Raw genomic sequence first — 13,666 nt, forward strand, 5'->3', positions numbered from 1 at the left:
CGGACAGGCAATTCATCATTCGAACTTGACGCGCTTGTATGGGGCACCAATGGCGCCAGCCGGAGTCCTTACCAACATCGGCTGCTTTGTGAATGGATTGATTATCGCACGTTCGTGAAATACGAACATCTTCCCAAACAATTTTTCACCGGCGAGCCAATCGAGCAGCCACGTATGCAAACGCCAGGGCGTCTCAGTAAGGCCGCTTTCGTCCAATGTGAGCACGGCACCCGTCTCCTCGTCGATACAAGACCAAATGGAGTCGCCCCAATCGCACAAAGCGAGTACATTTTCTGGCAATCCTGCGCTCTCCGGGCCACTCCATAGAACGTGCCGAAGCTCCACGATAGACCGACCATTGTCATCCAAACGTCCGCCGGGAAGACCAATGAGACCATCACCAGGACCGAAGCCACCGTTACCGACGTCGATCAGCAACCGCCTGTGGAGTGGATGCAGCGGGAAGCCCAGCACGGACTCAGCCTGGGCCACGGCGTATGGCGCTGCTGGGGGCGCTAGCTCAGGACAGTCCCGGTCCGCGTAGTCCGTGCGCGTCCGCACGTCCTTGACGCGCTGTTTTAGAGCGTGGATCAGCTCGTCTTGGCTCATCGAGATGTCGACCTCAGAACTCATAGCTATACTTTCCGACTGTAGCGCCTAAACCACGGAGAAAGTCGGCGCACCCTCCCGGACCACTGCAGATGATGGTGGACGTGGCTCCCCTCGTCGGGGTCAAGCCCAGCTCTCCAGCACCAGCAATGGCCGTCTTCTCAGCGTGAAAGCCTGGCATCGGGGGCGCGGGGATCAGCCCTAGCCGATGGGCCTCCGCAATCTGAGCGGCTGACAGATCGCTTGCGCCCCCTGCAACGAGTGTTGGCCCTTCTGCCGTTTCTAGGACAGTGACCGTCCGGCTGAAGTTCATCGGCGCGCGCTCGACGTTCGCGACTTGCTGCGCCAGTGCGCGTGTCGCCGCTGGTCCTCTAACGACTCCGGCCGCCGCCGAGCCCTCCGCCGCTCCCCCCAGCCCTCTTCCCGCACCGTACACCGTTGCCGCGCCGAGGAGGATCGCCTTCACCCCCGCCGAGCCCGCCGCTCGATAGTCGCTCCGGTCGATGGCGAGGGCCGTGTCCGCCCCGTGGCGCCCAATCTCATAGAGCGGGTTGAGTGCGTTGATCGCGCCGAGGAAGCCGGCCGCCTGGTAGCCGTCCCACATCGCGCGGCCGTGCTGGTAGGCCCCGTAACCGCCGAGCGTCATCGCACTCAGGACCAGCGATTGCGCGAGGCCGAGCGCCAGCTCGCCCGTCCCCTCGGCAGTGCCGAGCAAGGTGTCGCCGACCAGGCTGGCGGGGCTCGTGGCCTCCGCCGACGACAGCGCCGGCTCGGGCACGAAGCCCGCGCTGGTCCCGAGCACGCTGACGTCGATCGGCGGCGTGGCGCCGCCCGTGTTGGCAGCCGTGGCGTTGGTATCGGCGTCGGCGCGCGCCTCGTGCTTCGGCAACGGGACGACGCGCAGATCGAGTCCGATCGGCGCCAGGTCGAGCACTTCCCACCTGAGCTCCGTGCCGGGCGGCGGTGGCGAGCGAGCCCCGGCCTCCGGGAGCGCTTCTTGGAAGCCGCCCGGGTCGACGTACGCGAGGGGATTGTTCAGCACGTAGCTGTACGGATTCCAGCTCTGCCCGAAGGACGGGATCGAAACGATCGGGTCCGTGGTCAAGAACCGTCCGATGCTGGGATCGTAGAGCCGGCCCTTCATGTTCACGAGCCCGAGCTCGTCGTCGCTCTCGTGCCCGGTGAACCCCTGCGTCGTCTCGCTGGAGAACGAGGCCGGCGCGCGCTCGCCCCACACGGGGTTCCTGCGCTGGCCGAACGGGTCGTAGCTCCGCCGCTCGATGACGTCGCCGTCCTCGTCGGTGAGCGCATCGACGGAGCCGAGGTGGTCGACATGCACGTAACGGGTGCCGTCGTCCGAGCCTCCGCGGGTCACGATCGCCACCACGCGCTCCGGCGAGTGGACGTGGTACCGATGCTCCACGGTGCCCGACGCCGCCTTGGTGACCCGCTCGTACAGATCGCCGAAGTAGAGCGTCTCCTGCTCCGGGGTGGTCTTGCGGATCCGCTGCTGGTCGCCGTCGTAACCGAACGTGATGGTGCTCGCGCCCTGCGTGATGCGCTCCGGCAGGTCGAACGGCGTATAGCGCACGGTCGTGCCTCCGGGCCGCGCGATCTGATTGCCGACGGCGTCATAAGCGAAGCTGTCAGCGCCGACGCCGGTTACCGCGTGCGGGTGCAGCGGGTCATCGTACGAGAGCGTTCCGATGTCCGATTTGAAGGTGAGATTGCCGTTCGGATCGTGGCCGTACCGGAGCGCGCAGGGCGCCGACGCGCGCTCGACGTCGCCGAAGTACGCGCAGGTCAGCCGCTGGAGTGGATCGTAACGGAAGCGCTCCATCGTGTTCTCGGGCTGGAGCGCGTCGGTGCGGCGCGTGAGATTGAGGAGATCGTCGAACCCATAGTCGAGGTCCTGCACCTCACCCGCGCCGCTCTGCGTCGCCATGTGCCTCAGGCGCTGCTTGTCGGCGAAATAGCTCCGCTCCGTGACGACGCCGTTGCCGAACACCTCTTCCCGGAATCGCCCCGCGTTGTCCACGTCCGTCAAGCGCCAGTAGGCGGAGCCCGTTCCGCGGTCGCGCACGGCGAGCACATGGCCATGCGCGTCGTGGTCGTGGGCCACGACGAACGGCGCCGCGCCGGCCGGCGCCGGATACGTGACCGCCTCGACGCGACCGAGCTCGTCGTAGCCCAGCCTGGCCTCCAGGGGAGCGCGCTCGCCGTCGATGCGGAGCGAGATCGCGTCGAGCTGGCCGCGGTCGGTGTACCCGTACGTCTTCTCCGCGTCGGGGCTCGCGAGCGCGTGGAGCTTTCCGATCCCGTGCGCCGCGGTGTCCCACGTCCACGTGGTCGTCAGGCGCTCGGCGCCCTCCTGGTCGACGCGGGAGCGCGGTCGGCCGAGCGCGTCGTACGCCCACGTGGTTTCTCGCCCGAGCGCATCGGTCGACGAAACCAGCTCGCCGAAGCCGTCATGGTTCGAGACCGTCGTGCCCCGATCGGGGTCGTCGAGCTGCCGGACGCGGCCGAACGCGTCGCGCGTCGTGCGCGTCACCGCATCGCCTGGATCGGTGACCGTGTGCAGCATGCCGAACGGGCCGTAACTGTAGCGGGTGATCCCGTCGGCTGCGTCGGTGATCGACTCGGTTCGCCCCAGCGGATCCAGCTCGGTCACGGTCACGTGATCGAGCGGGTCGGTGACGCGCACGTGCAGGCCATCGTACTCGGTCGTCGTGACCGCGTTCCACGGCGTCGTATGCCGCACCTCGCGGCCTACCGCGTCGTACTCGAAGCGATCGTACAGCCTCTCGCTCTCGGGGGTATCTTCGCGGACCGGCACGGAGCGCCGCGCGATGTGCTCGCCCAGCGCGTCGTAGCCAATCTCTTGCAGGATGCGCTTCGCATCGCCCGACCCCTGCGCCGGCTCTGGCTCGGGCCCGTGCCACCACCAGCGGATCGGGCGGCCGAGGGCATCGAGCTCGATCGTATCGTCGGCCCCGCCGGTCGTGGTGCTTCGCTGCCTCACCCGCCACGCGTCCTGCTCCGGGCCGCCGTCCTTGGTGCGGGAGAGCGTGACCGTCGTCGTCGTGCCGTCCGGACGCGTCTCGACGCCGAGACGCCCGAAGCCGTCGTGCGCCCACGTCGTCACGAGCTGATTCGGATCGACCCGCTCGAGGAGCACGCCGAACGCGTCGTCGAACTCCACGAGCGTGGTGTGCCCGGCCGCGTTCACGTACTTTTCGGGGAAGATACCCTCTTCGTCGTACGCGGCTCTGGATGCCCGCTGGTGCCCGAAGGCGTCCTCCGCCGTGACGCCGGTGATGTTCCCGAAGTCGTCGCGCGCATAGGCGATCGTCAGCTTCGTGTCCGGCAGACCGTCGTCGCTCTCGGTGGATTCGGTCTCCACCTCGCCGTAGATCGTCGTGGTCCGCGTGACGTTCCGGCACTGCGAAATCCCCGCCGCCGCGCTGCACTCCTGCTGTGTCAGGAGCTGGCCGAGGACCCAGCGCTCGGGGTCGTTCTTGAACGTCCGCGTGACCTTGAACGTCAGGTCGACGCCGCCCGTCGAGACCTCCTCGGCGCGCACATTGCCGAACGTGTCGAAGTCCGTCACCGTCGACACCGAGTCGCGCAGCAGCGTCACGTCGTCGCCGCCGCCGCGCTCGATCTCCCGCACGTACGCCTCGATGCCTGTCGTCGCGCCGTTTGGGGGCCGATAGACCCCTTGCGCTCGCCTCACCCGGCGCTCGGTCGGCAGCGTGAAGTACGTCGCGCCGTCGTTCGTCGGAACGAGCGTCCGCGTCACGTCGACGAACGAGAGCTCGATCTGCTCCGGCCTGGGCTGGCTCGGCAGCCCAGGCGCCCAGCGCCACGTCCGCTGGACGCTGTCCGCGAAGGGAAAGACCTGGAGCTCGTCGTCGAAGGTGACGTGATCGTACACATCGAGCGTCGCGGCGCCCGTATCCAGGTCGGTGACGAGCCGCTCGCCGAAGCCGAGAAATCCGCGGCCCAGCCGATGGTAGCGCCCGTCGCGGTAGCTGACCTCGAAGCGCCGCGGTCGATCGGCGCCGTTGTTGAGGGCGTACGCGCTGACCACCCGCCGCGGCCCGACCACGCAACGGCGCGGATAGCCGCAGTCGTCCGCCGCGCCGGAACGCGCGAGGTACAGCGGGCTCTCCCGCGCCGGATCCTCCGCTCCGTCGCCCGTCGCCGCCGACGCGTCGGTCAGATGCCCGTACGAGATGCTCACATTGGGCACGAAGCCCGGCTCGGTCGGGTCGTGTGCGTTCATCCCGTCGGAGACCGCGACCAGGAGATCCTGATCGGCCGAGAGGTTCCGGAACACGTTGAACACGCCGCCGAGCGACAGGATCACGTCCTGCGCGCCGTCCCCGTCGACATCGCCGGTGCGCGGCCCGCGCGGATCCGCCAGGGTGACCGCGTCGCCGAGGCTGGCCTCGAACGGCAGCCCCGGGTCGACGAGCCTGAAGGGCGGCCCGGCGCGGTCGCCCGTCGCGAGCAGGACGGCCCACGACGGGAGCGCGTCGGAGCCGCCCAGCAGCATGCCTGGTGGAACCGGCATGAGGAGATCCTGCCGCCCGTCGCCGTTGACGTCGAGCGGCACGGCGAACCGGAAGAACGCGTCCTGATCGGGAAGACCGAACAGATCGCCGAAGCTGAACGCATCGACGGTCCGGAACGGCGAGGCCACGAAGGTCGGCCCCGTGTTGAAGTAGGTAGTGAGCTGGTGGTCACCCGGACCGGATTCGACAGCATCAGGCAGGCCGTCTCCGTTCACGTCGAGAAAGACGACGCGACCCCCGGGCCACACGACGGGGAGCTCCGTGTCGATCACCTCCCAGCGCCCCTCGCCCCGGCGCATGATCGCGTCGTAGCTCGATCCGACGAGGACCGTCCCGTCACCGAACCGTTGCAGAGCGGGCACGACGAGATCGATCTTGCCATCGGCGTCGATGTCGAGCGTGTGGAGCTCCGTATCGCAGGGGTAGCCGGTGAGCAGCTCGATCGATTCGCCCGCGGGGTCGAAGCCCGCGGGCGTCGTGCCGCGCGCTGGTCGCCAGGGGTGGACGGTCCACACGGAAGACGTCGGGAGCGGTGCCTGTCCCTCGCGGGCGTGGTCCTCGCACTGGATCAGATCCGGCACGCCATCGCCGTCCAGATCGGCGAGGTGCATCGACGCGCCGGGGCTGCTCAGGCTCGGCGGCGCGGGCGTAACTCCGAGCGGGAAGGGCCGGCGGATCCCCGTGTCATGGAGCGCGAAGGTCCAGTCCGGCCGGGACAGGAGCACATGCCACGTCGTCTTGGCATCGTAGACGTCATGGAGCAGCACGTCCGCCCGCCCATCGTCGTCGTAGTCCAGCACCGTGCCGAGCTCGGGCTGAAGAAGGGCCGGATCGGAGGACCCCATCGGATCGGCGACCGTGGGCCACTCTTCGAGGAAGGCGAGCTCCGCCGGTGCGAGAAAGGACGGCGAGGCGCGCGCCCCGACGTTGCGCGCCACCCGCCACGCGGTGATCGGATTCCCCGGCGTGCTGAGCCCCGCGACCATGTCCGGGATCACGAGGTCGTCGAGCCCGTCGGCGTCGATGTCGAACACCATCGGGCTCGCCCTCTCGGAGACCGGCTCGTCGATCTCCGTCGTCACCCGCTCGAATCCGGGCTTCGCGTGGCTGTACTGAAAGCGCGTGGGAGGCTTGCAGACCTGGTCGCTCGCGCATTCCTCGACCTGGGTCAGGAGCGTGCGGCTCGTCGTCGGGCTGAGCTCATAGCGGAACCCGTAGCTCCGGACCAGCGCGTCGCCCGGACCGAGCATCTGGATCTCTTCCAAGCGAAGCGAGCGCTGGAGCGCCATGCCGCCCGAGTAGCCGGTGCGAATGGCGGCCGGGTCCTTGGTCCCATACACGAAGCGTACCGCCCGCGAAGGCTCGATCGACGGCGTTCCCTCGAAAGCCGTGTAGCGGATCTCGTCGACGGCGTACTCGGCGGCATGGCCGTCCTCCGCCTCGGCGAGGCAATACGCGTACGTCATGGCGTTGCCACGGCCGTCGCGGGCCTTGTTCGCGAGCCAGGCGCGCGGGACGCCGCCCCGCGCGAGCGGCTTGCTGCCCTTGGTGCGCCCGTACTCGACCACGCGGCCGGTGGGCAGGGTTGCCTCGAAGAAGAGCGCCTCGGCGGGCGCTCCGCCTTCCGGACCGTAGCGCCCGACCACCTTGACCAAGGTATCCGGGAACGTCCGGTACTCGATGGTTCCCGGCCCGTCTCCCACGGGGACGAGGCGCTGGCCGTCGAGGCAGAGCGCGTCGTCGCCGTCGTACCGCACGCCGCGGATCTCCCCGTCTTGCGCGAGGCTCTTCGGACATCGCGTGATCGCGGACAGCCCGGCGAGCGAGAAGCCGGCGCCAAGCACGCCGTCGCCGCCGTCGCTGCGATAGACGAGCTCGATCCGAGGACCCATGCCCGCGCGCGGCGGAGGGGAGGCCAGATGCATGGTGTACACCGCCTCCCCGGTGCTCGTGATGGAGAACGCCCCCGGGATGGTGCCGGCGGCGACGGTCTCGACCTCTGGCGCCGCGCGCGACGTGGCAGGGCTGCGTGCGCTCTGGGTCCGGCAGGCGATGACGCCCCGAGGCGGCTCCTGGGGCGGGTCGCCGACGGTGCAATGGCATCCCCCTTGCGCGAGCACGCAAGCAAAAAACATCAAGAGCGGGATGATCGCTCGGGGCACACATCGTGGAACGGGCGCCATTGCAGCCTCCCTCGCACCGAGGAGGCCATGGCGCTGCACCGCGCGTCAAGCGCTGCACACAACCCGGCTCCCTCTCTCGATGCCAATGTCGAGGCATCGTGCGCGACACCAAGAGCACGGCGGACTTCGGCGGCAGGAGCGGTGACGGCGGGGAACCCAGTTGCATGCCGCCAGCACCCCGATGGCGATGGCGACGACCAGCAGCAGAGTTTTTTGAGCGTTCCTCTGGAAATCCATCGAAGCTCGGGACCGGCGGCGACAATCACCGACATATAGCCCGGAAGCATGAGGCTGCCCCCGCCGACCCAATCCACGTTAGTGCTCACCGACACGCCGAGCGGTCCTGCGAAGTACGCGCTGGTTTGCGCGTGCCCGCCCACGGCCATCCCGCGACGAGCCCGCACAATTACCAAACCGCGCCTCCTGCGCAGCCCCGCCGCGCCTCCTGCGCAGCCCCGCCGCGCCTCCTGCGCAGCCCCGCCCCCCCTCCTGCGCGCTCCAGTTGTGTCCTATGCAACACGTTCCCGCCTCCTACGCATCCCCCGGCCCCCCGGCCCGCTGCCCGCCGCGCGGCGCCGCGCACGCGGCCCAGCTCGACTCCGCGGCACACCACCTCTCTCGCGACCCTCAAGCCCGCTATCTCCCTCGCGACGTGAACGAAACGTGCTCTCCCATGGCTCGTGCCTGCACCCGCGAATCCCCTCGCCGATCGTCCAGCCCCTCATTGACTACGCGCCCTTCCCCGTCTCCCGCGGCGCCGCCTCCATCGGAGGTGAAGAGGAAGGCGAAGCCCGCGCAGAGGACGACGGCGCGCCGGACGAGGACGAATCGAAGGGCGGCTCGCCGGACGCGGGCAATCAGGAAGACGCGGCGCCGAAAGACGTCGCCCCGGGCGAGGACGCGGGCGACCGATAGCCGCCCTGCACCCGCCGCAGGTCGCTCGGCCCCGGCTCCGACCGGCTCGCCTCGGGCGCCCGTCCGCACATGTCAAGCCTTTTCGGCGGCATGCTGGGGCATCCCGGACGGCCGAATTTGGCCCCATCCCTCCCCTCCCTGTGATCCAATCGAGGCGCCGGTCGCGGGCGCCGCATCGCACATCGCTTCCCCTCCGCCTGCGCCTGCGCCCTGCCCGCGTCTTCCTATGGCCGAGGTGCTCGCCGCTTCGCTCGCGTTCCCCGCCGTGATCTTCACGGTCCTGCTCGCGCTCGCGCTCATCTACTGGCTCTTCGTCGTCCTGGGCGCGCTCGACCTCGACCTGCTCGGCGGCGCCCACGGCGACGCGACGCCCGACCTCGGCGGCCTCGAAGGCGCCGCCAAGGGCGCGCTCGAAGGCGCCGCCAAGGGCGCGCTCGAGGGCGCCGCCAAGGGCTCGCTCGAAGGCGCCGCCGACGGCGCCGACGCCCCGCACGGCGTCGGCGCGCTGCTCGTCGCCCTGGAGCTCCACCGCGTGCCGGCGACCGTGACGCTCACGCTGATCGCGGCGTTCGGCTGGTTCACGAGCGCCCTGTCGACGATGCTCGCCGCGCCGCTCTGGGCCGGCGCCGGGCTGCCCCGCTGGGCCCTCGGCCTCGCGGCGCTCGCCGGGTCGCTCGTCGTCGCCGTGCTGCTGACCTCGGTCGCGGTGCGGCCGCTCGCGCCGCTCTTCGTGACCCGACACGCGACGTCGAAGAAGGACCTCGTGGGCCGCGTGTGCGTCGTCTCCACCGGGCGCGTCGACGAGCGCTTCGGCCAGGCGGTGATCGACGAGGGCGGCGCGAGCCACATCCTCGACGTCCGGTGCGACACGCCCGGCGCCCTCCGCCGCGGCGACCGCGCGCTGCTCGTGAGCTGGGACCCACACGGGGAGGTCTTCAGCGTCGAGCCGCTCGACGGCCTGCTGGGCCCACCCCCTCCCCTCGCCGAGCGGCTTGCGTCCCGCGTGGAAGCTCCCCCGGACGGCGCCGAGGACGAGGCCATCCCCGCGGCGCGCGCCAGGGACGAGCACCGGCGCGGCGGCTGAACGCCGCTTTCGCGCTGCTGGTTTCGTGTACGCTCTCCCCCGAGGGGGCATCGTGCGGCCCCCGACCCGGCTCGGAGCGGGCCCGGGCGTCGACCCTCGCTGGCGCGAGGATCAGCGCCCTCCCCTCCGCCGAATCGCGAAGGAGATGCGCGTGCCCACTGTGACCGTCCCCCTCATCCTCGTCCTCGTCGGTGTCCTCGCCTTCGTCGCCCTCGGGATGCTGGTCATGTACGCCAAGTTCTACCGCCAGGTGGATCAGGGCAAGGCGCTGATCATCAACACGCGAGGCCAGGACCCCATCGTCACCTTCACCGGGACCCTCGTCCTGCCGATCATCCACCGCGCCGAGTACATGGATATCTCGGTCAAGACGATCGAGATCGACCGGCGCGGCAAGGAGGGGCTCATCTGCAAGGACAACATCCGCGCGGACATCAAGGTCACCTTCTTCGTGCAGGTGAACAAGACGCAGGACGACGTGCGCACGGTCGCGCGGACCATCGGCTGCGTCCGCGCCTCGAACCCGGAGACGCTCGAGCAGCTGTTCGCCGCGAAGTTCTCCGAGGCGCTCAAGACCGTGGGCAAGCGCCTGAACTTCGAGGACCTCTACAAGGAGCGGCAGAAGTTCAAGGACGACATCATCGACGTCATCGGCAAGGATCTCAGCGGGTTCGTGCTCGCGGACGCGGCGATCGACTACCTGGAGCAGACGCCCATCGAGCTGCTCGACAAGGACAACATCATGGATGCCGAGGGCATCCGGAAGATCACCGAGCTCACGGTCGCGCAGAACGTGCTGACGAACGAGCTCCGCCAGAAGGAGCGGATGGAGATCGGCAGCCAGAACCTGAACTCCGACGAGGCGATCTTCCGCTTCGAGCAGCGCCGGGCCGAGGCCGAGGCGAAGAAGGCGAAGGAGATCGCGGTGGCGCAGGCGCGCGAGCAGAACGAGGCCGCCCGCATCACGAGCGACGAGCGCAAGAAGACGGTGCTCCTCCAGGAGAAGAACGACGAGGAGGCGTTCGTCGCCCGCGAGGCGAAGGAGCGCGGCGTCCAGGTCGCCCAGAAGAACAAGGAGCGCGAGGTCGCGGTCGAGACCGAGCGCGTCTCGAAGGCGCGGGAGCTCGAGATCGTGAGCCGCGAGCGCGACGTGTCGCTCCAGAAGATCGCGCGCGAGAAGGAGATCGAGCTCCAGAAGAAGGACATCGCCGACGTGGTCCGGGCGCGGATCGCGGTCGAGAAGACGGTGGCCGAGGAGGAGGAGCGGATCAAGGACGTGCGCGCCGTGGCCGAGGCGACGCGCCTCAAGGACGTGACGCGCATCAACGCCGAGGCGGAGGCGCAGGAGCAGCTCGTCAAGCAGATCAAGGGGGCCGAGGCGAGCGAGGAGGCGGCGAAGTTCCGGGCGCGCGAGAAGCTCGTCATCGCGGACGCGGAGCTCGAGGCGAGCGACAAGGCGGCGCGCGCGAAGATCCGCCTGGCCGAGGGCGTGCAGGCCGAGTCGGCGGCCGAGGGGCTGGCGCGCATCCGGGTGAAGGAGGCCGACGCGCAGGCGATCGAGAAGCAGGGGTTCGCCGAGGCGCGCGTGGCGCTCGAGAAGATGAACGCCGCCGCGGTCGGCGAGGAGAAGCAGGGCCTCGCGCGGGTGCTCGTGAAGGAGGCGGAGGCGCAGGCGATCGAGAAGCAGGGCCGGGCCGAGGCGCTCGTCGCGCGGGAGCGGCTGCTCGCCGAGGCCGCGGGCATCGAGCAGAAGGGGCTCGCGGCGGCGCGGACGCGCGAGGCGGAGGCGCTGGCGCTCGAGAAGACGGGCCTGGCGGAGGCGACCGCGATCAAGCAGCGGCTCCTGGCCGAGGCGGCCGGCACGGCGGAGAAGGCCGCGGCCATGAAGGCGCTCGACGGGGTCGGGCGGGAGCACGAGGAGTTCCGCCTGCGGCTCGAGAAGGAGCGGGCGGTGGAGCTCGAGGCGCTGCGCATCCGCGCCGACATCGCGCGGGCGCAGGCGGAGATCCTGCGGGGCGCGTTCGAGCAGGCGAAGATCAACATCGTGGGCGGCGACGGGGCGTTCTTCGACCGGTTCGTCAAGGCGGTCACGCTCGGCCAGTCGGTCGACGGGATGGTCGACCAGAGCGCCACGGTGCGGGCGCTGGTCGGCGACTACCTGAACGGCAACGCGAGCCTCCCCGAGGACCTGAAGCAGCTCGTCGCGCACCCCTCGCCGCTCGCGAGGTCCGCGGACGGCACGCTGTCGGGGATGCTGACGTCGCTCTTGCCGAGCGCGGACGCGGACGGGAAGAAGAAGATCGAGGCGCTCGCCCAGAAGGCGCGGGAGCTGGGGCTCGATCAGCTGGCGCAGCAGCGGACGCCGCGGACCTGAGGGGAGACGAGGCCGACGCGGCGCTCGGCGTCGCGTCGGTCATGTCTCGCGTCCCCCGTCCCCCGTGCCCATTCTCCCGTCTCCCGTCTTCCCTCCCCCGTCTCCCGTCTCCCGTCTCCCGTGCTCGTCTCTCGTGCGCGTGCGCGTGCGCGTGTCCGTGCTCGCTCGTGCACGGACCGGAGCGACCACGGGAACGCGCACGCGCACGCGCACGAAGAGGGATGAGGGAAGACGGGAGACGGGAGACGGGGGACGGGAGGGAAGACGGGAGACGGGAGCTCCGTGCTCGCGAGAGGCGGAGCTCGCGCTCGTTATTGTCTCTTGGTCAGGTAGATCAGCGCGGCGAGGCACATCTCGTCGAGCGTGCTCTCGCCGAGGCGAACGTCCACCGGGCCAGGCATGTTCTGCTCCTGGAGCGCCTTCACGAGGAACGGATTGCTGTTCGAGTTGTTGTACGTGCACCGCATCGTGAGCAGATCGCCCCCGTGGATGCGCGGGAGCTCCGCGATGGGAGCGTCGTAGTAAAACCCGCGCTGCCACGAGAAGTCCCACCTCGGCGTCTGCACGAGGCACTCCTTCGCAGCGTTGTCGGGATCGCCCCGCGTGTGCTCCAGGGTGACCTTCATGTCCGTGCCCACATAGTGCATGTGCGTTCCGGCGCCATAGAGGTACACCTCCGCGTCAGACATCGACTCGGGCATCCGGAACTGCATGGTCTCGACGTGATCCTCCGCGCCGGCCGGGATCAAGAACTCGGCGTCATCCCCATCGTTGGGGCCGGGCAAGAGGCCGCCGCCCTCGCCCACCGACGACTCGAAGTTGCCGATCAGCGCGACCCCCATCGAGTACTCCGGCACCCCCTTCGTGAAGCGCATCTGGAGGCGCGTCGTGTCCGGGTCCGCGGTCGTCCCCGCCGGGTGGTAATGCACCTGCATCACCAGCCGCGCGCCGGCCGGGAGCTCGGCGCCGATGTTCGGCTCGAACTCCAGCGGGACGCCCCCCGGCGCCCACGCGGCCACGAGCTCGCCCGAGAAGCCGGGACCGCCGAAGCAGTCGTATCCCCCGTGCTCGTCCGCGAGCTCGTCCGCCGCGCCCTCCCGGTCGAGGAACACGAGCGCGTGGTGCACCACCTTGCTGTTGCCAGGAACGATGTGCACGCCGTTGATGTAACGCGTCTCCGCGAGCCCAGGATCCATCACGAAACACCGGAACTGGTCGGCATCGCCGCTCGCGACGAACGGCTCCTCCGGCGCGACCTCCAGCTCGACACCGCTGAGCCCGCCGGCGCCGGGGACGAACGGCGGCGGCGCGTCGGCAGGATCCCCCTCGGGGCTGCCCGCCGCAGACCACGCCTCGAGGACGGCGATCTCGGCCTCGCTCAGCCGGAGATCATCCTTCCAGCCGTACGGGGGCTGGCACTCGTCGGTCTCCTCCGCCCCCCACGGCGGCATCGTGCGCTCCCGCGTGGCGTGCGCCATCAGGCCCGCCACCGAGCGCGCCTCCTCGTACGTCGTCAGACCGAACGGGGCGATGTTCCCCGGGGAATGGCAGCTCATGCAGTGCTTCTGCAAGAGCGGCTCGACGTCGCGATGAAATGTTGGCGACGTCCCCGCCGAGCCCGGCGCCTCCTCGCCAGAGCAACCCAGGAGCAGCGCCGGCAGGAACGCCAGCGGCGTGAGCACGAACGACATCGACTTTCGCATGAAACTCCTTCTCGACAGCGTCCGCCGCGCAGACGCGCCGTCGGGGTCGTGATGGCTTCATCGCGCAGCGGCGCGCCGGCTCGACCGGAGCAGCCGACGAAAAATCGTAGGGCAGCCTACGAGCGGTACGGCATGTCCGGAGACGGAAAGCGATCACGGGGGCGCAGAATAATTCCCGAGGAGACTGGAGGCCCCGACGAAAACGTGCGCACCGCGGA

At 69.7% G+C, this 13,666-nt stretch carries 6 protein-coding genes; 3 read left to right on the top strand and 3 right to left on the bottom strand.

The window, feature by feature from the left end:
• Window positions 1–15 precede the first annotated feature (15 nt).
• A complete protein-coding gene (locus WME98_RS03540) occupies window positions 16–633 on the bottom strand; it encodes a hypothetical protein (protein ID WP_437949961.1) in 618 nt (205 codons plus the stop codon).
• A complete protein-coding gene (locus tag WME98_RS03545; RefSeq protein WP_437949962.1) occupies window positions 623–7,372 on the bottom strand; it encodes an RHS repeat-associated core domain-containing protein in 6,750 nt (2,249 codons plus the stop codon). Before WME98_RS03545 ends, WME98_RS03540 begins: the two co-directional genes overlap by 11 nt.
• A 663-nt stretch (window positions 7,373–8,035) precedes the next feature.
• Here WME98_RS03545 and WME98_RS03550 point away from each other — a divergent pair.
• From WME98_RS03550 to WME98_RS03560, 3 genes are all read left to right on the top strand, one after another.
• Entirely contained in the window at window positions 8,036–8,287 is a 252-nt protein-coding gene (locus tag WME98_RS03550) for a hypothetical protein (RefSeq protein WP_437949963.1), read from the top strand.
• A 226-nt stretch (window positions 8,288–8,513) separates the two neighbouring features.
• A complete protein-coding gene (locus tag WME98_RS03555; protein WP_437949964.1) occupies window positions 8,514–9,371 on the top strand; it encodes a glycine zipper family protein in 858 nt (285 codons plus the stop codon).
• Window positions 9,372–9,516: 145 nt separating this feature from the next.
• On the top strand, window positions 9,517–11,745 hold the full coding sequence (locus WME98_RS03560; RefSeq protein ID WP_437949965.1) for a hypothetical protein: 2,229 nt from the start codon (window positions 9,517–9,519) through the stop codon (window positions 11,743–11,745).
• Window positions 11,746–12,056: 311 nt separating this feature from the next.
• On the opposite strand, the gene WME98_RS03565 is transcribed toward WME98_RS03560, so the two are convergent.
• On the bottom strand, window positions 12,057–13,448 hold the full coding sequence (locus WME98_RS03565) for a hypothetical protein (RefSeq protein WP_437949966.1): 1,392 nt from the start codon (window positions 13,446–13,448) through the stop codon (window positions 12,057–12,059).
• Window positions 13,449–13,666 lie beyond the last annotated feature (218 nt).

Origin of the sequence: Sorangium sp. So ce296, assembly GCF_051529605.1 — a bacterium.
GTDB classification, from domain to species: domain Bacteria; phylum Myxococcota_A; class Polyangia; order Polyangiales; family Polyangiaceae; genus Sorangium; species Sorangium cellulosum_D.